The organism is Staphylococcus pasteuri (assembly GCF_030547725.1).
Lineage (GTDB): Bacteria > Bacillota > Bacilli > Staphylococcales > Staphylococcaceae > Staphylococcus > Staphylococcus pasteuri.
Genome location: NZ_JAUOQO010000005.1, coordinates 241794 through 264890 on the forward strand (window position 1 = coordinate 241794; position 23097 = coordinate 264890).

23 protein-coding genes are annotated in these 23097 nt (G+C 31.8%); 1 reads left to right on the top strand and 22 read right to left on the bottom strand.

What is annotated here, in order from left to right:
- Nucleotides 1–38 precede the first annotated feature (38 nt).
- The 19 genes from Q4528_RS07510 to bshC all read right to left on the bottom strand — a co-directional run bounded on the left by Q4528_RS07510 (nucleotide 39) and on the right by bshC (nucleotide 21224).
- Nucleotides 39–512 (bottom strand): CHAP domain-containing protein, encoded by a 474-nt coding sequence (locus tag Q4528_RS07510; protein ID WP_046466592.1) that lies wholly within the window; start codon nucleotides 510–512, stop codon nucleotides 39–41.
- A gap of 4 nt (nucleotides 513–516) precedes the next feature.
- Nucleotides 517–1311, bottom strand: coding sequence for a VOC family protein (locus Q4528_RS07515; RefSeq protein WP_017637160.1), 795 nt, complete (start codon nucleotides 1309–1311; stop codon nucleotides 517–519).
- A 341-nt stretch (nucleotides 1312–1652) separates the two neighbouring features.
- Nucleotides 1653–4403, bottom strand: a complete 2751-nt coding sequence (gene ileS / locus Q4528_RS07520) for an isoleucine--tRNA ligase (RefSeq protein WP_029055478.1) — start codon at nucleotides 4401–4403, stop codon at nucleotides 1653–1655.
- 215 nt (nucleotides 4404–4618) lie between these two features.
- Nucleotides 4619–5269, bottom strand: coding sequence for a DivIVA domain-containing protein (locus Q4528_RS07525; RefSeq protein ID WP_017637162.1), 651 nt, complete (start codon nucleotides 5267–5269; stop codon nucleotides 4619–4621).
- A 23-nt stretch (nucleotides 5270–5292) separates the two neighbouring features.
- Complete coding sequence (locus tag Q4528_RS07530; protein ID WP_017637163.1) at nucleotides 5293–6072, bottom strand: YlmH family RNA-binding protein; 780 nt, start codon at nucleotides 6070–6072, stop codon at nucleotides 5293–5295.
- 141 nt (nucleotides 6073–6213) lie between these two features.
- Nucleotides 6214–6507 carry a YggT family protein gene (locus Q4528_RS07535; RefSeq protein ID WP_017637164.1) on the bottom strand — a complete coding sequence of 98 codons (294 nt, stop codon included), beginning with the start codon at nucleotides 6505–6507 and terminating at the stop codon, nucleotides 6214–6216.
- Nucleotides 6508–6518: 11 nt separating this feature from the next.
- The gene (locus Q4528_RS07540; protein WP_439848927.1) at nucleotides 6519–7103 is read right to left on the bottom strand and encodes a cell division protein SepF; all 585 of its coding nucleotides are present in this window, start codon (nucleotides 7101–7103) and stop codon (nucleotides 6519–6521) included.
- 5 nt (nucleotides 7104–7108) lie between these two features.
- A complete protein-coding gene (locus tag Q4528_RS07545; RefSeq protein WP_017637166.1) occupies nucleotides 7109–7786 on the bottom strand; it encodes a YggS family pyridoxal phosphate-dependent enzyme in 678 nt (225 codons plus the stop codon).
- Entirely contained in the window at nucleotides 7786–8589 is an 804-nt protein-coding gene (pgeF, locus tag Q4528_RS07550; protein ID WP_017637167.1) for a peptidoglycan editing factor PgeF, read from the bottom strand. The genes Q4528_RS07545 and pgeF overlap by 1 nt, the downstream gene beginning before the upstream one ends.
- 244 nt (nucleotides 8590–8833) lie before the next feature.
- Nucleotides 8834–10012, bottom strand: a complete 1179-nt coding sequence (gene ftsZ, locus Q4528_RS07555) for a cell division protein FtsZ (RefSeq protein ID WP_017637168.1) — start codon at nucleotides 10010–10012, stop codon at nucleotides 8834–8836.
- 32 nt (nucleotides 10013–10044) lie between these two features.
- A complete protein-coding gene (gene ftsA / locus Q4528_RS07560) occupies nucleotides 10045–11442 on the bottom strand; it encodes a cell division protein FtsA (protein WP_046466591.1) in 1398 nt (465 codons plus the stop codon).
- Between the two features lie 103 nt (nucleotides 11443–11545).
- Nucleotides 11546–12928 carry a cell division protein FtsQ/DivIB gene (locus Q4528_RS07565; protein ID WP_046466590.1) on the bottom strand — a complete coding sequence of 461 codons (1383 nt, stop codon included), beginning with the start codon at nucleotides 12926–12928 and terminating at the stop codon, nucleotides 11546–11548.
- Between the two features lie 16 nt (nucleotides 12929–12944).
- Nucleotides 12945–14294 (bottom strand): UDP-N-acetylmuramoyl-L-alanine--D-glutamate ligase, encoded by a 1350-nt coding sequence (gene murD, locus Q4528_RS07570; protein WP_303521121.1) that lies wholly within the window; start codon nucleotides 14292–14294, stop codon nucleotides 12945–12947.
- Nucleotide 14295: 1 nt separating this feature from the next.
- Nucleotides 14296–15261 (bottom strand): phospho-N-acetylmuramoyl-pentapeptide-transferase, encoded by a 966-nt coding sequence (mraY, locus tag Q4528_RS07575; RefSeq protein WP_017637172.1) that lies wholly within the window; start codon nucleotides 15259–15261, stop codon nucleotides 14296–14298.
- Nucleotides 15262–15442: 181 nt separating this feature from the next.
- Nucleotides 15443–17689, bottom strand: a complete 2247-nt coding sequence (locus tag Q4528_RS07580) for a penicillin-binding protein (RefSeq protein WP_046466589.1) — start codon at nucleotides 17687–17689, stop codon at nucleotides 15443–15445.
- Nucleotides 17670–18071: a cell division protein FtsL gene (gene ftsL, locus Q4528_RS07585; RefSeq protein WP_017637174.1), complete on the bottom strand. Its 402-nt coding sequence runs from the start codon at nucleotides 18069–18071 to the stop codon at nucleotides 17670–17672. Before ftsL ends, Q4528_RS07580 begins: the two co-directional genes overlap by 20 nt.
- Before the next feature lie 13 nt (nucleotides 18072–18084).
- Nucleotides 18085–19020, bottom strand: a complete 936-nt coding sequence (rsmH, locus tag Q4528_RS07590) for a 16S rRNA (cytosine(1402)-N(4))-methyltransferase RsmH (RefSeq protein WP_046466587.1) — start codon at nucleotides 19018–19020, stop codon at nucleotides 18085–18087.
- 15 nt (nucleotides 19021–19035) lie between these two features.
- Nucleotides 19036–19467 carry a division/cell wall cluster transcriptional repressor MraZ gene (gene mraZ, locus Q4528_RS07595; RefSeq protein ID WP_303521124.1) on the bottom strand — a complete coding sequence of 144 codons (432 nt, stop codon included), beginning with the start codon at nucleotides 19465–19467 and terminating at the stop codon, nucleotides 19036–19038.
- A gap of 143 nt (nucleotides 19468–19610) precedes the next feature.
- Nucleotides 19611–21224, bottom strand: coding sequence for a bacillithiol biosynthesis cysteine-adding enzyme BshC (bshC, locus tag Q4528_RS07600; RefSeq protein ID WP_046466586.1), 1614 nt, complete (start codon nucleotides 21222–21224; stop codon nucleotides 19611–19613).
- A 280-nt stretch (nucleotides 21225–21504) separates the two neighbouring features.
- Here bshC and Q4528_RS07605 point away from each other — a divergent pair, with 280 nt between their 5' ends.
- Complete coding sequence (locus Q4528_RS07605; RefSeq protein WP_029055486.1) at nucleotides 21505–21945, top strand: N-acetyltransferase; 441 nt, start codon at nucleotides 21505–21507, stop codon at nucleotides 21943–21945.
- 52 nt (nucleotides 21946–21997) lie between these two features.
- Here the strand turns inward: Q4528_RS07605 and Q4528_RS07610 are convergent, their stop codons facing one another.
- The 3 genes from Q4528_RS07610 to Q4528_RS07620 all read right to left on the bottom strand — a co-directional run.
- Nucleotides 21998–22684 carry a YjjG family noncanonical pyrimidine nucleotidase gene (locus tag Q4528_RS07610; protein WP_046466585.1) on the bottom strand — a complete coding sequence of 229 codons (687 nt, stop codon included), beginning with the start codon at nucleotides 22682–22684 and terminating at the stop codon, nucleotides 21998–22000.
- A gap of 118 nt (nucleotides 22685–22802) precedes the next feature.
- On the bottom strand, nucleotides 22803–22937 hold the full coding sequence (locus Q4528_RS07615; protein WP_017637180.1) for a beta-class phenol-soluble modulin: 135 nt from the start codon (nucleotides 22935–22937) through the stop codon (nucleotides 22803–22805).
- 49 nt (nucleotides 22938–22986) lie between these two features.
- The coding region (locus tag Q4528_RS07620; protein ID WP_303521136.1) for a beta-class phenol-soluble modulin at nucleotides 22987–23097 on the bottom strand (111 nt) is incomplete at its 5' end.

Here is a 23097-nt window from a genome sequence, read left to right on the forward strand (position 1 = left end):
AATCGGCATTATTATGAGTATCGATATGTTGTTCTTAATTATGCTTTTTCATTATTTTTAGGATGTATATACTGATAGTGATCTACATCAAAACTTGGAATTGTTCTATCTGTAATTTCATAAGCTTTTTTAAAATTCATCTCAGAAATTTGAAGTGATCCATCTTGATTTATTTTTTCAATATATGCTACGTGCCCATATTTTCCTTTAGTTGTTTGTAATATCGACCCTTTTTTAGGTTGATGATTGACTTTGTAATCATCTTTTTCAGCATTTTTAGCCCATTCTTTTGCATCAGACCATGTGTTCTCAATTTGATGGTGATCTTCTTTGACTTTATCAAAAACATAATACGTACATTGACCTTTTTGATAAGTATTATATTTCATTGGATTGATTTCTAATAAATGATTTTTGGGCTCTGTCATATCTTGATTATTTAATCCATCTATTATTGCAGCTATCGTAATACATATAGTCACTATAAACATTAAAGTTATACTTTTTTTCACTGAATCACTCTTCTTTTATATAATTAAACCTAAAATATATGCCATCCGGCCCTTTAACATTCAAATGGGTCGTTTCTGGATAATGAAAATCTACAAGTGCTAAGCCATAAGAATGAGAATTATCAACGCGTTTAGTTCCGGATATCCATTGATTTATAGCTAAATGATGGTGGTAATGTTGAGATGATAAAAAGAATGAATAGTCATCCATATATGCTGATTCTTCTAAACCAAAATAATTTAAATAATAATCTTTGACTTCAGATATACGTACCGTCTTTAAATGTAACGTACCAATTTTAGCCTCATCTGGAATGCCTTGCCACTTTTCGTCTGAAACTTCATTTAATAAACGTGGGACGTTAATTGGCACAATATTAAGCAATGCTTTATCATCCTCATAATGCCATGACTCAAAATCTTGATCGACATAAAATTTCAAACCGTTGCCTTCAGGATCTTCAATAAACAAAGACGTTGAAACACTTTGTTCTCCACCGTTAACAGGTATTTCATAATCGCTCAATTGTACTAATAAATCAGCTAAATCAGATAGCGTTGGCAACATGATTCCTAAATTAAATAACCCAGCTTCTGACATTAATGGTTCTCGTCCATTAGTAATTTCATTTAACGTAATGAATGTATTTGACATTCCTACTTCATATTGAATGCTCGTCATCGTTTCGTTAACAATATTTAACCCTAATATTTCTTCATAAAAAGGTTTAAGTTCATCTTTATCTCTTACATTTATAGTTATTCCATTTACAAAATTTGCATTCTTATTATGAAACATACATACTACCTCTTTCATAAAGCTTATCTATAAATTTAACTCATTATTGAAATTATTATCAGTAACATCCATATTTTTAATATTATGCTAAAAATTTATACTAAAAGCAACTTAATTGCTAAAAATATTGCTTGAAAGAGCATAATGAGAACATGACATTTCAATTAAACTTACACTAATTCATTCCAATTTTAATGACTATCTAAATTTTCATTAGCTAATATATGAACGTAAAAATAATAAAGTAACCTTTATCAATATTTCAAATTTAAAAATATAAAATAAAAGCTGTTAGCAATGTCAATTGACACTGCTAACAGCTTTAAATCAATGATCTAATATTAATTTAATGTTTTTACGACTTCTTGACAACGTGGGCATAAGTGATCTAGTTCTCCTACTGATCCTAATTGATCACTGTAGTTCCAGCATCTTTCACATTTTTCACCTTCAGCATGTTCAATACGGATATCACCATATTGATAAGCTTGACCATTGTCAACGTGGTCAACTACTTCTGCTTGAGAAGTAATAAATAATTGTTGTAAGTCATTAAATTGTTGTAAGAATTCTGAAGCATTGAAATCACTATTACTACCGATAGTCACTTTAGCTTCTAATGATTTACCAATGACTTTTTCATTACGAGCTGCTTCTAATGCACGGTTGACGTCATCACGTAATTTCATAAATGTATTCCATTTATCTAATAATTGTTGGTCTACTTCTTCAACTTTTGGCATATCAGCTAAATGTACACTTTCTTCTTTAACATGTGGCGTATGTGACCAAACTTCTTCTGCAGTATGCACTAAGATTGGTGCAAGTAATTTAGTCATATCAACTAAGATTTGATATAACACTGTTTGCATACTACGACGTTTATGTGATGAACGTTCTTCAATATAAAGAATATCTTTACCATAATCTAAGTAGAAATTACTTAATTCTACATTGATAAAGTTTTGTACTTCTTGATAAATATTAAGGTAATCAAAGTTTTCATAGTTTTTGATAGTACTAGCAGTGAATTCACGTAAACGATGTAATAAATAACGATCGACTTCTAATAAATCCGCTTCAGCAATACCATCTGTTTCTGGATTGAAATCATTCACATTACCTAACATAAATCTTAATGTATTTCTGATTTTACGATATACATCTGACGTTTGTTTTAAAATTTCATCTGAAATACGCACATCAGCTAAATAGTCTGTACTACTTACCCATAAACGTGCAATATCAGCACCTTTTTGTTTTACAACTTGATCCGGTACAATCACGTTGCCTAATGATTTACTCATTTTCTTACCTTCTCCATCCATGACGAAACCATGAGATAATAAGAATTTGTATGGTGATTGACCTTTTGTTGCCACTGCAGTTGTAATTGATGAGTTAAACCAACCACGATATTGGTCACTACCTTCAAAGTATAAATCTGCTGGGAAACTTAATTCAGGGCGTGTTTCAAGTACACCTCTATGAGATGATCCTGAATCGAACCATACGTCCATAATATCTTCTTCTTTAGTAAATTCGCCATTAGGACTTCCTGGATGAGTGAATCCTTCAGGTAATAAATCTTTAGCTTCACGTTCGAACCAAATATTTGAACCATGTTGTTCGAATAAATCTGCAACATGATTAACTGTTTCTTTAGTCATGATGATGTCGCCATTTTCAGCATAGAATACTGGTAGTGGAACACCCCATACACGTTGACGAGAAATAACCCATTCTCCTCGATCACGAATCATATTGTAAATACGAGTTTTGCCCCAATCTACTTTAAAATCAGTATTATCAATCGCATCTAGAATATCTTGTCTTACTTTATTAATAGAAGCAAACCATTGTGGTGTCGCACGGAAAATAACTGGTTTTTTAGTTCTCCAATCATGTGGGTAACTATGAGTAATGAAGCTTAGTTTTAATAAAGCATCTTTTTCTGTTAATAAATCAGTAACAGCTTTATTCGCTTTGTCATAGAACATACCTTCAAATGGTCCGCCTTCTTCAGTGAACACACCTTTATCATTTAGTGGACTAATAACAGGTAAATCATATTTTTGACCAACGATATAGTCATCTTCCCCGTGTCCAGGAGCAGTATGAACACAACCTGTACCAGCATCAGTAGTGACGTGGTCTCCGTTAATAACTAATGAAGTTCTGTCTAAGAATGGATGTTGTGCTTCAACATATTCTAATTCCTTACCTGTAAATTCTTTTTCAAGTTGGATTGAATCTGTATCCCATTCTAATGCTTCTGCAACTGTTTCTGCTAGAGCTTGTGCAATAATGTATTTTTTACCGTTAACATTATATTGTCCATATTTTAATTCTGGATGAACTGTAATCGCTACATTTGAAGGGATTGTCCATGGTGTAGTTGTCCAGATAATAAATTGTGCGTCAGGATCAACGACACCTTTGTCATCTTTAACATTAAACGCTACATAGATTGAAGCAGAACGTTTATCATGGTATTCAATTTCAGCTTCAGCTAATGAAGATTCACTTGATGGTGACCAATATACTGGTTTTTTACCTTTGTAAATTAAACCTTTGTCAGCCATTTCACCAAATAATCGAATTTGTGCTGCCTCATATTCAGGGTTTAATGTGATATACGGATTATCAAAATCACCACGTACACCTAAACGTTTGAAATCATTTTTTTGAATTTCAACTTGTTTTAAAGCAAACTCTTTACATTTTTCTCTAAATTCAGCAGTAGTCATTTTTTTACGATCTACGCCTTTTTTAGTTAATGCTTGTTCAATTGGTAAACCATGTGTATCCCAACCAGGAACATACGGGGCATAAAAGCCTTGCATCGTTTTGTATCTAACGATGAAATCTTTAATAATTTTATTTAAAGCATGACCCATATGTAAGCTACCATTAGCATAAGGTGGGCCATCATGTAAAATGTAAGATTGGTTTCCTTTATTTTTATCTAATGCTTTTTGGTATTGATTGTCTGCATCCCATTGTTCTTGAATTTTTGGCTCTTTATTAGGTAAGCCACCACGCATTGGAAATTCTGTTTTTGGCATTAATAACGTATCTTTATAATTCATTTACTTTCATTCCTCCTAATTATAAAAAAGAACTCTAAGTTCAATTAACAGGGACGGTTATACCGCGGTACCACCCTGATTAACTCAACTTAGAGTTCTCTCTTGAATATATTTATTTGAAACAAATCAGTGATATAAGAAACATGCTTATATTAGGCTCCCACCATTTCCTAATTCGCTGTGATAAGTGTTTTGTTTCTTACGCGTCTGATTTTTTATTTTTGATTTGGTGATTCTGATTGAGTCACTGAATCACTTTGAGATGTTGAAACCGTACTTTCTGAAGATTCAGTTGTTTGAGACTGACTTTGAGCATTTTGTTTCATTGCTTTTTCTTCTTCAGTTAAATCATTTTCATTTAAATGGTGAATGTCTTCTAAAGTGACTTGTTCAGCATCTAAATCATAATTTAATAAATAATCCCAATCGTCATTCTTAAGTAAGTCTAATTGAGCTTCAACTAACATACGGAAACGAGATCTAAATACTTTAGATTGACGTTTCATATCTTCAGTTTGGAAAGCTAAACGACGTGCTTTTTCTACCGCATCGTTTACAATTTGATCAGCTTGCGCTTGAGCTTTGGCAATTGTTGCTTCTGCATCTTTATTCGCTGCTAATTTAGTTTCTTCACCAGCTTTTTGTGCTTGTACTAATGCGTCAGTTACAGATTGATGAACATCTTGATATGACTTAATATTAGTATCTCTTTCTTCAATAACTTTTTCAAGTTGTTTTTTATCTTCTTTTAATCTTTCTATTTCAGAGCTTAATTGTTCTAAATAGTTTGCAACTTCAGTAGGTTCTAGACCATTTTTCACACGAGTAAACTCTTTGCTTTTAATTTCACTTGGTGTAAAAGGCATTTTATGTCCTCCTTAATTTTACACTATTTGAATAATGTATTATAGGTAATGTGTATTTTATCTTTTTTAGTTCTTCCACCTATATCGGTCATTTGTGCTCTACCGAAACCTTGGATGGAAAGTAAATCATTCATTTCTAATTGAAAATCAGGTGAATCAATGATTGTGTGATTCACTTTTACTCTTTTTTTCTCGATGAGTTGTTTCGCAATCGATCTTGATTTGTGAATCATTTCTTTAAGTACAACATCAAGTCTTAGTGCACTCACCGTTGAACTATGAATCTTCCAATTCTCTTCTGATTGTATCATATCTTTCAAAGGAATAGAATTAAGTTTAATTGTAGCACCTTTGATTTTAGTGAATTCTAACATAATAAATGATTCTAAAGCTTTTGTCAAAACAAATTGAATACGTTCTCCAACCATAATATCTCCAAGTTGATTTCTATCTATTCCTAAAGACATCAATGTCCCTAATACATGTTGGTGTTGTATTGTAACAAACTTTTGTGGATAGTCTATTTCAATTAAAGTTAAATCAAAATCACTTTCATTTGGTTCGTAATAAGAAGGTGTGATCAGTGCACGTTGTCGTTCAGCTTGAGGTCCCCCATTAAAATGAACAACCAAATCTTCATAACTACCAACAATAACTTCCAATATATACTGACCTCTAGGATCTAAAAAGTTCGTTAATACTGGCGCATAATGTCGTTCAGCTTGTTGGCATTTATCGATTAATAAATCAATGGTTGCTTGTTCTTCTTTTCTAAAATGCTGATAAATATCGATGTTTGACACCTCCTTATTTTTAAGTAGTTTAGCCAGTTCAGTCACATTATTTTACAAAGTTAACAATAAAACGAGGCAAACTGGCATACTTCCAGTTACCTCGTTATTCAACAACATCTATATTATTTACTATCTTTTAAGTATTTACTCTTATCCAGCTAAGTGAACTAAAATCATGTTGAAAATAGTCACTAATCCTCGTTGGAATAATACTAAAACAATGATAGCAACAATAGATGATATATCAATAATTCCAATTGGTGGAATTATTTTTCTAAATGGTTCCAAAAATGGTTCGTAAATCTTCCCGAGTATTTCACCAAACTTAGATTCTCGAATATTTGGCACCCAAGAAGTAAAGAAATAAACAATCATTCCATAATAATAGATTTGAACAATCCAAATTATAATTCGGAATATTGTATTAAGTAATCCAATATCCATATGTTATCTCCTTATTCGTAATGTTGCTCCATATTCTCAATATGGTCTGTAATGCTACCAGCAACTTCAACATTGTCTGGAGTACATAGGAAAATATCTGTACCGACACGTTGGATATCGCCACCAATTGCATATACTGTACCACTCAAGAAATCAATAATACGTTTAGCAGAGACTTTATCAATGCGTTGTAAATTAACTAAAGTAGCACGACGATTTTTTAATTCATCTACAATATCTTGAGTGTCTGAGAATACACGTGGTTCAAATAAACACATTTTTGAACTTTCTTGAGTAGCAACATTTGTTTGTGCATTATTATTCATCGTTACAACATTTCTTGAGTTTGATTTAGAATTATTAGTCATACGATAATTCCTTTCTTCAGAAGTTGAATTATATCTAGTTGAACTTTTTTGTGGTACTGATTTAATAGCACTTGTTTTTGACGTAGCCGGTTCTTGTGCTACCTCTCTTTGTGATTCAACTTCACGTTCTTGTTTACGATCACGTTCTTGTTCGCGTTCTTCTGGTACTTCCACTTCTTCTTCATCTTCAACTACAAAAAAACCATTAAATAAATCTTTTAAAGCCACGGGGCTCACTCCTCTTCTCCTACAAGTTTAGTCCCAATTCTTACAAACGTAGCACCTTCTTCTATAGCAATGAGGTAATCGTTACTCATACCCATAGATAATTCAGTACACGGTGCATATTCTAAATTGAGTTTCTGTATTTCGTCTCTTTTTATTCGTAATTTTCTAAATAATGACTGTATGTATTCAACATCATCTGTAAATGGTGCCATAGTCATTAATCCGACTATTTTTATATTCTCATATTGTTTAAGGTCTTCGATAAATGAATTAACATCGTCTAAATCAATACCATGTTTAGAAGATTCTCCAGAAACATTCACTTGCAAGAAACAAGAAATAGTATGATTGGCACGTTTGTTAATTTCTTTAGCTAAACTCATTCTATCTAAAGCGTGGAAGTAATCAACTTCATTGATGACATCTTTAACCTTTCTAGATTGCAAAGATCCGATAAAATGAAACACTGCATCACTAGGTAGTGCTTCTTTCTTTTCTTTAAATCCTTCAAGTCTATTCTCACCAAAGTGACGAAGTCCAGCTTGATAAGCTTCTTTAGCTCGCTCTATTGTAACATACTTTGTCACTGCAATCACGCTAGGCTGTGTTGAAATGTTACTTTTTTCTCTTTGCTGATTTATTTCATCGTTAATTTTTGCCAAATTTTCTTCGACTTTACGCATTAATCTTCACCTTGCTTTCTTCCGATGAAGGCTAACATTCTACCAGTTTGCCCTTTCTCTACTCTATAGGAAAAGAAATAATCTAAGTTTTCTGATGTAGCATAATCTGTAATATAAATATTATCTTTTGGTACACCCACACTTTGTAATAATAAAGCATTGGCTTTTTTTAAATCGATACCATGTCTGTCTTCATCTCGTGTTTCTATATATTGTGTTGTTTCAATATCTAATGTTTCAAATTTAGATTTAATATCATCATTAATTTCATACGAATTTGAAGTTGCAGGACCTATCACAACTTGTAAATCATTTAAGTCAAAATCGATTTGTCGAACCATTTCTTTTACAATTTCACCATATGTACCTCTCCAACCTGCATGAGCTAAACCAACATAATGATTTTTCTCACTATAAAAATATACTGGTACACAATCTGCATAACACATCGTTAATAAAATATTAGGTTCATATGTATACAGACCATCAATGCCATGTAAATCATTAGTGATTGCATCGATATTAGTTCCTTTATCTGCAGCTGTGATTTTGGCTACTTTATTTTCATGAGTTTGTATAGGAAATACCCAATCTCTTCTAGGAAAATGTATCAAATCGGCTAAAATAGCTTGATGCTTTGATATATTATCTTGATCATCGTCAACGTATCTAGCCATATTAAATGCATTTTCAGGATACATACTTAAGCCACCCTCTCTCGTAGTAAATCCAAGGGTAGTATTTGTCTTATTTTCGTCTTTGTATTCTAAAAAATGATCTTGTTTAATAAATTTTTCAGTCAAATGTTTCACAACCTTAAGTATGAATTTTCAATATTTGCTATTAATGATAAAAATGGCTTTCGTAAAGTTATTATATAACATTTTTATTTGTAATTAAATTAAAACTATTTTAATTGTACATGGATTAACATGCTTTTTCTTAAACTTTAGAATCTGGTTATAATCTTAAAAATTCCTATGTAAAAAATTAAAAAGTCATCAGAATTCAATCTGATGACTTAAAATAATATGTTTAGAGAATTAATTAACGTCTAGTTCTTCTTGAACGTCTTTCTTCTCTGTTTCTAATAAAGCTAGGAATATCATCGTCTTTAGTTGTATGAGTTCTTTCGTTCACACTGTCAGAAGATGATGCACTTGAAGCAGAACTGCTTACAGATTCTTCTCTATCTACAGAATGAGATGATGAAGCACTATTTACACTAGAACCGAATCCAGTACTAGAAGCTTTACGTCCTTGAGAAGATGGTTTGTCTTCAAATCCAGTAGCAATAACTGTAACTACAATTTCATCTTGTAATTCTGGGTTAATTACTGTACCGAAAATCATGTTCACGTCTTCATCAGCAGCATCTTGTACGATATCAGCAGCTTCTTGAGCTTCGAATAAAGAAAGTGATTCCCCACCTGTAATGTTCATAAGTACACCTTGTGCACCAACAATAGAAGTTTCTAATAAAGGTGAAGAAATAGCTTTTTTAGCTGCTTCTACCGCTCTATTTTCTCCAGATGATACGCCAATTCCCATTAAGGCAGAACCTTGGTTTGACATAATAGTTTTCACGTCAGCAAAGTCTAAGTTAACTTCACCAGATACAGCGATTAAGTCAGAAATACCTTGTACACCTTGACGTAAAACGTTGTCTGCTTCTTTAAATGCTTCCATCATAGGAGTTGATTTATCAACGATATCTAATAAACGATCATTAGGAATAACGATTAATGTATCTACAGCAGCTTTCATTGATTCAACGCCGGCAGCAGCTTGTGTTTGACGTTTACGACCTTCAAAGCCGAATGGACGAGTAACAACACCAACTGTTAAAGCTCCCATTTCTTTAGCAATTTTTGCTACTACAGGAGCAGCACCAGTACCAGTACCGCCACCCATACCTGCAGTTACGAATACCATATCTGCACCTTGGATTGCATCTTCAATTTGTTCACGTGATTCTTCTGCAGCTTTTTTCCCAATTTCTGGGTTAGCTCCAGCACCTAATCCACGTGTTAATTTTTCACCAATTTGGATTTTTGATTCAGCTTTAGATAAGTTTAAAGCTTGTCCATCCGTATTGATAGCGATAAATTCTACATTATTCATACCGTGGTCAATCATACGGTTTACAGCGTTGTTACCGCCGCCACCTACACCGATGACTTTTAAAGTCGCTAAATGATTAAATCCTTGTTCAAATTCTAACATTTAAATTTCCTCCTAGTTTTAATGGCCAATAATCATTCAAATAAAGATTTCATGAGTTTTTTAAATTTACCTTCTTCTTTGTCTTTATCTTGAGCATTCTGATGATCTTGTTCTTGATGAGTTTCGCGGTTGTCATATTCTTCATGAGGTGCTTCAGGTTCTTCCTCATAATCATCTTTTTTATTCGATTTGCGTTTGAACCAATCGAAACCGCTTGATTTAGAGTCAGCATCTTTATCATTTGATTCGATAACTTCCTCTTCAAATTCCTCATTATCTTGATAACTAATTGTAACATAATCTAATAACTCGTCAAAAGTGATACTACTAGAAATCGTAGAAATCGCAGAAGAAAATTCTGGTTTTCTGATACCCATTTGAGATGGTGTATGAATTCTTACTTTTTCACTTACCATATCTTGTAGTAATTCTTTTACACCTAATAAGTTAGCTGATCCGCCAGTAACGACGAAACCACCGTTAACTTTAGTTAATCCTAATTCTTGCAATACATCAAATACTTCGAAGAAAATATCTTCAACTCTTGCTTCAATAAAATCACTTAAATCTTTTTGCGTATATTGAACATTCTCTTCACTATCTATTTGATCCACAGAAAATACATCTTGGCTTGAAGCTGAGTCATAAAAAGCATGACCATATTGATGTTTAATCTTTTCTGCTGTGTCATAAGAAGTGTTTAATCCTTGTGCAACATCGTCAGTAATATCACGACCAGCCATTTCGATTGAATCTGCATCCACTAATTCGCCACGTTCATAGAAGGCAATTTGTGTTAAATCTTCACCGATATCAATAACACATGCACCGAGCTCTTTCTCAGTTGCTGATAAGATTGAGCCATAATTGTATGCATCTGAATATACGTCAAGCACGTCTACACCACATGATTCAACACATTTAATCATATTAATTAAAATTGATTTTTGAATAGCTATAACGCCTGCATCCACTTTAAGTGAATGTCTAGCGATTAATTCTTTTGGATCTGATACTTCATTTTCCTTATCTACAACAAAGCGTATTGGGAAAACGTTAATGACTTCTGTTTCAGGAACATCATTTTTGTCTCTAATACCTTCAAGTACAGATTCGATATGTGTTCCATTAATTTCAGTATCTTCATAAAATTCTATTTCATTTGATTCATCATACACTTCAGTTCCTATGATAGGTAATTTTAAGAATACTTCTTTAATATCGACACCTGAAGCGATAGAAGCCTTTTTAATTGTGTCTTTGACAGCTTGTCTTGCTATATCAAAGTCATCAATCAGACCATTTTTAATACCGCTTGTATAGGTTTGTCCTGTACCTATCACATTTATTCCATTGTGAAATTTTTCGCCTACTATTGTTTTAACACTTGATGAACCAATATCTATGCTTACATAGTAATGTTCCTCCATAGATAGGCACCTCCTGACAAGTTACTATTAAAATACACTATGTTTAGTTTACAATACGTTGATAAGCTTGTGAACTATAAACACATACTAATATCAAAATTTTTTAATTATTTTCTTTTGATTCTTTATTAATTTTATTTAACACACTTTGAAGTTCTTCTTTTGCTTCAGTTTCTTTTGCTGATGTTTTAGATACACTTTGTTCAGATTCAGATTGATCACCACTACTATTTTGATAAGGAATAAATGATGCTCCTACCGACAAATCAATATAACCATCTGTTTTAAGGTCGCCTGAATCACTACGAGACAGTGATTCTGACATTTGTGGGTAATATTTCATCTTATCCGCTATAGTCGTAATATCTCCAATGACTTGAATATCATCTTTAGTGAATATTTTAATTCTGTTTTGCTTATTCTTATCTGGTGCATAGTTGACTTCCGCAATTAAATTTCTCACTTTAGGTGACATTTCTGATAACGCTTGGATTATTTTTTCCTTTTTGTCGCCTTTAAAACCATCAATGATTGGACCGTCATGTGAAATATTACCATCATAATCTTTTAATTCTTTCCCGTCTTCTAGCACAGGCACATATTTGTCTTTGTTTTTCGTTAAACCAACAACTTGATATTCTGTTATTTTAACATTTAACGTATTAGGTAATTGCTTGGTAATGCTTACATCTTTAATTAATTTATTTTTCTTTAAATTAGTTTTAGCTTTACCTTTACTAAAAGTATACATGCGTGAAGTAGACTTAACATTGAGTGCTTTGTTAATTTGGCTTTTACTTACATTATGATTCCCCTCAATATTTACGTTGGAGATTTTACTTAATGGTGTAAACATATATAGTAAGAATATCACAATTAACAATACCAATACTGTAATAACGGTGTACTGAATTCTTTTTTGTCTTCGACGCCGTTGTGCTCTTTTCTCTTCTAGAGTTGGTGAACTAAATTGTGTAACTTTCTTATTAGAATCTGTTTGTTCTTCTTGTGCATGTTCTTTTTTCTTTGATGTTGATTTATTTGGTGTAAAAAAACTCAACCAATTTTTCTTTGCATTTTTATTTTTGTGCTTAGTTTTTGAAGTTGTATTATCTTCAATATTATTTGTTTGTTCTTTATCTTGTTGACTATCATCGCTATTAACTTTTTCATCATTATTATAATGATTAATTTGCTCACTTTCGCGATACGAATCTGAGTTATCACTATTACTAACAAAATCTTCTTTATCGCTTAAATGAGTGTTGCGATCATTTAAGATGTCTTCACTATGATGCTGTTCTTCTTCACTCGTATCATCATAGTGATTCGAGTTAGATATGTCGTCTTCAACTTTATCTTTAAACTTTTTTCTTTTACGCGTTCTAAAATCGTTACTTCTACGAAACATGCTTAACTCATCATTTTGTTTGTCATCGGAGTTAGCTGCATTATTTCTGTTATTGTCATTAGATTTACCGTCCATTTTCTATCACGCCCTTTTAGTATGATGGCAAGTGTGCACGGAAACTTTGAATAAATTTCTCTCCACGTTCTTCGAATGTATTATACTGATCCCAACTTGCACATGCTGGTGAAAGTAACACCACATCATTTGGTTCAATAACGTCTTGAATTTTATCGACGGCATCTTGTACATCTGTAGCCTTGATAACGTATTTACCTTGACTATTTCCTAATTTAGCGAATTTTTCTTGTGTTTCACCAAATACGACCATAATTCTTACATTATTCATATAAGGTACTAATTCATCAAATTCATTACCTCTATCTAACCCGCCACATAACCAAATGATTGGTTGATTAAATGAATTTAATGCAAATTGTGTAGCTAGCGTATTTGTTGCTTTAGAATCGTTATAGTATTTATTAGTTCTATTTGTACCAATATATTGTAATCTATGTTCAATTCCTGAGAATGTTGTAAGACTGTCAACAATCGCTTTAATTGGTACACCAGCTAATATTGTAGCTAAAACAGCTGCTAAAATATTTTCTAAATTATGTTCACCTGGTAAAACTAAATCATCTACGCTAATAATACGAACACCTTTATATTCAATAAAGCCATCTTTAATATATATACCATCCACTTCTTGTTGAGTTGAGAAATATAACGTTTTAGCTTTTAAATTTTCTGATTCAATTAAATGACGTTGATGATAATTACAAATTAAGAAATCATCTTCTGTTTGATTTTTATATATTTGCTTTTTAGCATTTTGATAATTTTCAAGCGTTTCGTGATAATCTAAATGCGCTGAATAAATATTAGTGATAATTGCAATATGTGGTTTATATTGATCAATTCCTAATAATTGGAATGATGATAATTCAGTAATCAAATAATCTTTCGGAGTTACTTCTTGTGCCACTTTCGAAGCAACATAACCAATATTTCCAGACAATCTACCAGTTAACCTACTATTTTTAAACATGTCACCTATTAATGAAGTGACAGTGGTTTTACCATTTGTACCTGTTACTGCAATAATGGGCGCTTCTGAAATTAGATAACTTAATTCAACTTCAGTTAATATTTTTAAACCTCTTTTTACTGCTTCATCTATAATCGATACAGTGTATGGAATACCGGGGTTCTTAATAACTATAGGGTTATTATCTAATAATGAATTTGGATGGCTTCCACTAATAACCTTAATGCCCATATCTTCTAAATCTTTAGCATGTGCATCTTGAGATAAATCTTTACCATCATTCACTGTTACATTCGCGCCTAATTTACTTAATAATTTGGCTGCCTCGTAACCACTTTTTGCTAATCCTACAACTAATACATCTTTATTTTCTAATCCTGTGTAATTTAGCATACTAGTGCACTCCAATCCATAAGCCTATTAGACCTGTTATTAAACCTACTGACCAAAATACTGTTACAACTTTCCATTCATTCCATCCACATAATTCAAAGTGGTGATGAATAGGACTCATTTTGAAAATACGTTTTTTAGTTAATTTATATGAAGCAACTTGTAACATAACTGATAACGTTTCTACTACGAATACAAATCCGATAAATATAAGTGATAACTCTTGGTTTAACATAATTGAAATTGTAGCAAATATGCCACCTAATGCTAAGCTACCTGTGTCACCCATAAATACTTTAGCTGGATTTAAGTTATATGGTAAGAATCCTAGTAAAGCAAATACCATAATAATACAGAATGTACCTATTGCAGGTGATTCTAGTACAAAACTCATAATGGCATACATTGCAAAACCGATAATTGAAAGTCCTGTAGCTAAACCATCTAATCCATCTGTTAAATTGACTGCATTTGAAAAGCCAACTTGCCAAAAGATGATAAATATAACATAAGCAAATGAAAGAGGGATACCACCGTCAGTAAACGGAATATGTAAAGTTGTTGAAAAATTGACTAAGTTAAACACATTACTTAGTACGAAAAATATTACAGCAATTAAAATTTGTGCTAAAAATTTCTGTTTACTTGTTAAACCTTGGTTATTTTTCTTAACAACGATAATGTAATCATCAATAAAGCCAATTAATCCAAATCCGATTGTTACAAATAGTAATAAAATTATTGGATTAGAACGATCTACAAAAATAATCGCAATAACTGAAGCGATAATGATACTTATTAAGAATGTTAGTCCACCCATTGTTGGAGTACCCGTTTTCTTCATATGGCTTTGAGGCCCTTCTTCACGAATACTTTGTCCAAATTTCATTCTTTTGAGCGTTGGTATGAGTATAGGTACAAGTACAAAAGTTACTAGAAGCGATAACATCGCATATACAAAAATCATAATAATCTCCTTTTCTTTTATCCGTCAATTTACATATATTATTAAATATTTTTAATTGTTAGCTTTTACATTTTATCAGTTTTAGTTCTAAATTTATACGTTAGTTCATAACATATTAAGAAAGAGAGAAGGATAAATAAAATCCCAATCTCTTCCTTATATGTTGAATATCTATGTTGTACTAGTCAGTGCTTGAATCTTTCTTTTTAGACTTAGATTTATCTTTCTTATCAGATGATTTGTCTAATGATTGTTTATCACTATCGTCAGTTGTGCTATCAGTAGATTCTGCTGATAAAGTAACTTCAATTTTATCTGATTTTTTAAGTTTTTGACCTTGTGTCATAGATTGATCTGAAACAAAACCACTGCCAGTCGTTTTGACCTTAATGTTAGTTAATTCTTGGAAAGCAAGAACATCTTCTTTTGTCCAGCCTTTCATATCAGGCATAGTCAAGTCACCATCTGTTACTAAAAGAACTTTACTATGAGGCAATGCTTCAGAATCAGCTTTGACTGATTGTGATTTCACTGTTTTACCACTGCCAATAACAACTGGTTTAAGTGATTTAGCATTAATACTATCTTTAGCTTTTTCTATTGATTGTCCTTCTACGTTAGGCACTTTACTATAATCCTTTTTAGAAGCAGAATCTTTTGATTTATCAACGTTTAAATATTTCAACGTATTTTCCATGATCGGTTTGAATGCTTTACTTACACCCATTTCATATGCTTCTTGATCATTTTTTTGTGCAAGACTCATACCAGCATAAACAATCACTTTAGGATGTTTCTTAGGTGCATCACCCATGAAACTTACGAAGTATGGATTCTCACCCTTAACATAACCGCCACCTTTAGAATCGGCTACTTGAGCGGTACCTGTTTTACCTTCGATATCGTATCCTTTCACACGATAGTTCATCGCATGACTCTTCTTACTATTTACAACTTTATCTAATTCTTTTTCAACTTTATTAGCAGTATCTTCTGAAACTGGTTTTCCAGCGTAAGATTTCTCACCTTTATAAAAATTCTTTTTAGAAATTGGATTGTCTATACTACTTACAAACCATGGTTTCAACATATTACCTTTGTTGAAAAATGCTGACTGTGCTTGAATCATTTGAACTGGTGTTACTGTAGTTGATTGTCCAAATGCTGATGTTTTTTGTTGTAATTCATTATCCCATGCAATATGACCAGTGGATTCACCATCAAACATACCATTTGTTGATTTACCAAAACCAAATCGTTCATACCAAGATTTCATTTTATCAGCACCAACTTCATCTTGTAAGTGCATCATTAATGAGTTAGCTGAGTACGTAAATCCTAGTGTTTCAGGAATACTACCCCAACCTGTTTTATTCCAGTCAGAAATTTCTGAGCCCATTATCTCTTTAGGTCCTGATTTAAATTTCTTATTCGGGCTGAATTTACCTTCTTGAATAGCTGCAGCTAATCCATATGTTTTAAATGTTGATCCTGGTTCATACGTATTTTGATATAAATCATTAGCCCATTTTTTACCAAAGTCTTTACCTGTTTCAGGATTAAATGTAGGTCTTTGGCTATACGCTAAAATTTCTCCGGTTCTTGCATCCATAACAACCGCAAATAAATCTTTAGGATTGTAGCGGTCAACCATGTCATCTAATGCTTCTTCGACGAACACTTGAATATTTGAATCAATCGTTAAATGAACATCATCGCCACGTTTAGGTTGTTTTTCTGATTTTGTATTTGGTGCGATGTATCCCCAGATATCATGTATATATTTTAATGATCCTTTTGAACCATTAAGATAACTATTAAATATCTTTTCAACTCCCATGGCACCATTTAATTGACCCGTATCAGGATTTTTTTGAGCCATACCAATTAAGTGAGAAGCAAAGTTACCATTAGGATAAAATCTTTCAGTTTCAGGATATAAGGTAATTCCTGGTAAGTCTTTCTTTTCAAGTTTTTCTTTATCTTGATACGTTAAATTAGTACCTTTTTGACCAAACTCTACTTGGAATACTTTTTTCTGATTCAATCTTTTTTCGATTTCATCTGGTTTCATATCAATAACTTTTGATAATTCTTTGGCAGTTTTCTTTTTATCTACCACATGCCTTGGCTTTTTACTATTTTCACTCGCTTTTTTATCTACAACTGCTACGACTTTATATCTTTCAACATCTTCGGCTAAGACTTTACCGTTTCTATCGTAAATCTTTCCTCGTTCTGGTTGCTCTGAGTTATTAACTAAATATTTTTGGTTTGCTTTCATTATCAAATCTTGTCCATTTGAATGACCAGTAATCATTATGTATGAAAACCTCAAAACCAATATAAAAAAGAGCAGCCCGAATAAACCAACAAGTAGGACTGCCCCTATTTTATTTTTTTTAATTTTAATTTTTCGTTTCGCCATTATTACGCACTACCTTTACATTATCGTTCTTGAGGCTCATACCTTGCTTCTTAGCCTTGTCGTAAATGCGTTCGTATGAAGAATTTTTCTTAATTTCAGATTTTAAGGCGCTGTTCTCGCTAGATTGTTGTTCAATTTTTTGATCTAAATCTGCAATTTTTCCTCGCGTATCATACGCATCCATTTTTAAAGATAGCATATAAATACTAATCATAGCAATGACAGAGACTAGCGTTATGTATAAAATCTTTTCGAATCTAGTAAGTTGAACGACAACTTTACGTTTAACGGTTTGCTTTTGAGGAGAGGTTTGCGGTTGTCTTTTTGGAACACTGGTTTGTGTTGCATTATCATATGGTTGGTAAACTTTTTCTACAGCCATGTTGAATTACTCCTTATTTTAATATTTCTGCAATGCGTAGTTTTGCGCTTCGGGCTCGATTATTGTCATCTAAATCTTCGTCAGTCGCAGTAATAGGTTTACGGTTTACGCGTTTCAATTTTGGGGTATATTCTTCAGGGATAACTGGTAAGCCTCTAGGTAAGTCAGGTCCCTTTTCATACTCTTGAAACATCTGTTTACATAATCGGTCTTCCAATGAATGGAATGTAATAACAGAAATACGTCCGTGTACCTTTACAAGCTCGATAGCTTGTTCTATTGAATCTTCGAATGCACTTAATTCATCATTTACTGCAATTCGTATAGCTTGGAACACTCTTTTCGCAGGGTGCCCACCTTTTCTTCTAGCTTTGGCAGGAATGCCTTCTTTAATCACTTCAACTAATTCTAATGTTGTCTCGATTGGTTGTTTTTCTCGGTTTGCTTCAATTCTTCTTGCAATTTGTTTTGAGAACTTTTCTTCACCATAACGATAGAAAATTTTGACTAATGCTTCAAAAGACCATTCATTTACAACTTCATAAGCTGATAATGATTGCGTTTGATCCATCCGCATGTCTAATTTAGCATCATGATGATAGCTAAAGCCTCTTTCTGGTACATCTAACTGTGGACTTGAAACACCTAAGTCATAGTAGATACCATCAACTTTTTCAATGTTTAGCTCTTTTAATATTTGTGTTAACTCTCGAAAATTACTGTGAATAAAAGTGACTTTATGTAAATGTTCTTTCAAAACATCTTTAGCATTTTCTATTGCAGTTAAGTCTTGATCAATTGCAATAAGTCTACCTTCATCACTTAATTGATTTAGTAAATATAAGGCATGTCCTGCTCCACCTAACGTACAGTCAACATACACACCATCTTCTTTTATATTTAGATAATCAATGGTTTCGTTTAACATAACGCTTATATGATGAAACACTGTCATACCTCCAAATTAAAAATCAAAATCTATTAAATCCTCAGCAATATCTTCGAAACTATCTTCAGATTCCTCATAGAAATCATTCCAAGTTTCTCTATCCCAAATCTCAATTCGATTTGAAACACCTATTACTGTACATTCTTTAGTTAAATTAGCGTATTTCCTTAAATTTTGCGGAATATTAATACGTCTTTGTTTATCTAACTCTACTTCAACGGCACCTGAGAAGAACATACGCATAAACTTACGTGCGTCTTTTTTTGTCATAGGTAAGGTTTTCATCTTCTCTTCAATTTGTTGCCATTCATCTAAAGTATAGCCGAATAAACACTTATCAAGGCCTCGAGTGATAATAAAACGTTCATTTAAATCATAACGAAACTTGGACGGTATAATCATACGTCCTTTTGTATCTAATTGATGATCGTATTCTCCCATGAACATTTTTTCTCACCTCACCTTATTTATAATTTACCACATCTCCCCACTATCCTCCACTAATTATGTAAAATTCGTCAAAAATATTTATTTTTATAAAAAAATACCCGCTTTATCTTTTCGATAAAGCGGGCTTAAACGCTGTTATATCAATCTTTTATTATAATATGATCAAAAGTGTAAGAAAGTGGTGGATAAGTGGAGGGACTGAACACATCTTTCCCAAAATCATTCAAAATTTGAAGTGGATTCCATATTCTTTCTTGTAATCCTCCCATTGCGTGGAGATGATCATTAATTTCTCTAAAATGTCTCATGCTAATGTCATTTTCTCTTTCGATATTTAAAAGATAACGTTTTTTCAAATAATCATACTGTCTTAAGTGTATTTCATTATTTTTAGTTACTAAATTTTCATTAGCATTATTACCTTGAACTTCTTTATATAAAGAATGAAATAGATTTTCCTGTTGTTGTTTCATACTGTCAATTTCATTTAAAAATGTTTCGGAAGCTTGTTCACGAATAAATTTTTGTTTATCTTCTTCAATACCATTCTCTATGACCTGTTCTAATTGAAGTTGATACTGATTTAATAATTTTTGAGTTCTATTATATAAGTAAGTAATCCTCAATCTTGGTAATACAATCGGCATATCAATATTTAATAACTGAAATACATCATGTAGTTCTGCCCAATATTTAATTTCACTTGGACCACCGATGAAGGCCACAGTATTAAATAACCATTCTTCCATTATAGGACGTGTAACAACATTATTTGAAAATCTATCAGGTTCTTCATCTAATATGTCTAATAACTGTTGTTGATTATAGTTTTGTGTTGATTTACTTAAATGGAAAGCATCATTTTCATAAGTTAATAATTGTCTCATCCCTTCTTCATGAAGGAATAAATGCACATTAGTATCAGTTTGAATCATTTGAGACAAACCTTGTTGTGTTGTATTTTTTTGATTATTTCTAAAAGCTTCATCAATAGCACGATGTTTTAAAATCATTTCTTTTAATAAAGGTTTTTCCATTTTTCTCAACGAAGTATATTGAGCATCAATAAATAAAACACCATAATCTTTGAAGATTTCATGTAATAAAGCTTTAAAAATATTTGACCAGTTATCATTACTTTTAATAATGTCTAAACACATTTGGTAAATTGCTTTACTATGCTCTGTTTCTTTTAATTGTTTAAAGTAATCATTCAACACTTCAATCATTTGTGACTGTTCAGGATTAAAACGAGATACGTTACTATCAGGTGGTGTCATAGTATGATATTTAATTTTATGTAGATGTGCGTCTTGTTGATTATAAGCAAATGTATGATTGACTTCATCAAAATCATGATCTTCTCCAGCAATCCAAAATACCGGTACAACCGTTTGGTTATATTTATTTGTAAGTTGTTGACTCAATGTAATAATTGAAAAAATCTTATGGATTGTATATAAAGGACCACCAAACAGACCAGCCTGTTGTCCTCCAATGACAACTTTTGCGCCATTAGCTAAAGCATCCAAATGTGTTTGTTGTGCTTCAGTTATTGATAAATCTTCCATATAAGATTGAATAACATTAGCAAGTTCTTTTTCTCTTCCATTTGAAGGCGCATCCATTTTCTTTTTAAAGCTATCTTCTGACATAGCATCATATTGGTAGAATTGTTGGAGTGTACCATCACTATTTTTTATTTTGGAAATAAACTGATCGTCATTGTTTAATTTTAATATTTTACAGTCCATTGTTTTTCTCCTTCAGTATCACTATTCCTAATATAGTATAAAGACTATACTCACTTATGACAATTTAACGGCTTATAAAAATTTATAAAATCTTAAAATTCATTAAAAATACATACGTTCGAAATGACATTCGTGTCATTATTTTTATTTTGAATGGTATAAAAAATTCAACTCGTATAAATATATTTATCTAGTTTAATTTTGGCTTAGAGCATAAATAAATGAAAAGAACATAGACTTTAAGGTATAATATAAGAAAGGAATAAAGGGGGACATGATGATGAGCGACGTAAAAAAATTAGAAATTAATTACAAAACTGATGAGTTATTCGAAGATTTTAGAGAGTTTGGTAATAAAGATTTATATATGGTTGAAGAATTTAACGGACAAATGATCGATGCAAGTTCAGACTCACCTTTTTATGGTATTTTTGTCGGAGATAAATTAGCTGCAAGAATGGCATTGCTAAATAAAGGTGAAGTTGAGGAATCTTACTTCCCTGATTGTGACGATTATATTTTATTATGGAAATTAGAAGTATTAGAGAAATATCAAAACAGAGGTTTTTCTAAGGAATTAATCGATTTTGCAAAATCATTTAACCTTCCTATTAAAGCAATCGCTAGAAATAATTCAAAATCTTATTTCGAAAGCCAAGGTTTCAAAGATGTCGAAGCTAAAAATCCTGAAGGACATGATGTTTTAATTTGGCACCCATAGTACGAAAAAATTCCACCGAATTTATTAAATTCGATGGGATTTTTTAATTTGATTATTCTACAATATCAATTAATTCTTTAAGAGACTTAATTTCATAATCAGGTTGAATTGTTGTATTATTTTCTTTATTTCTTAAATTGAACCAACATGTAGGAATATTAGCATTTTTTCCTCCTAAAATATCCGAAGTAAGTGAATCTCCTACAATTATTGCCTTTTCTCTATGTGTTTCTCCCATTTCTTTAAAAATGTAATCAAAAAATTCTGGCATAGGCTTTTGATAACCTGTTTGTTCAGATATAAAAATGCCATTTAATGTTTCGTTAAATGTTGTTTGAGCTAAACGACGTTGCTGTGTTTCTGTAACCCCATTTGTCACAATATAAATATTATGTTTTTTTCTCAAATAATCTATTGTGTCTAAAGTCCCATCAAAAAAGCTAGGTGTAGCTTTTGCTAATTCATCTCTAAATAGGTTGTCAGCTAAATTCCCATCAACTTCAATGTTATAGTCTTTAAAGTAATTAACAAATCTCAGAGTTAAAACTTCAACTTTAGTTAATTTATTTTCTTGAAAAGCTTCCCAATGAGATTGATTAACCTTTCTAAAATAATAAAAATCCTCTTCTGTTGGATAATGATTAAAATGTTTAGCCATATTATAAAATGCTTTTTCTTCAGCATCATAAAAATCAACAATTGTATCATCAAAATCTAGTAAAATAGTTGTGTATTTCATTTTTATATCCCTCACTACTCTTTTATCTCTATTAACAATAACAAATTTTGAATATAATTTCTTAGAAAATAAAAAAAGACCAGAGCGCTTGCCCTGGTCAGTACTAAATATTTGAATATTAGAATCCGAATAATTTTCCTAATACGCTAACACCATTTTCTACGATGCTTACGATGCTTGTTCCTAATTTAGCTCCATCGTGATTTTGTGCTGCTTGTACTGTATTTGCGATTGCTTCTGCTAATTTTGTCATTTTAAAAACTCCTTTTATTGTTTTAATTTATTTTAATTGTTGTTAAGACTTAGAATCCGAATAATTTTCCTAATACACTAACGCCATTTTCTACGATGCTTACGATGCTTGTTCCTAATTTAGCTCCATCGTGATTTTGTGCTGCTTGTACTGTATTTGC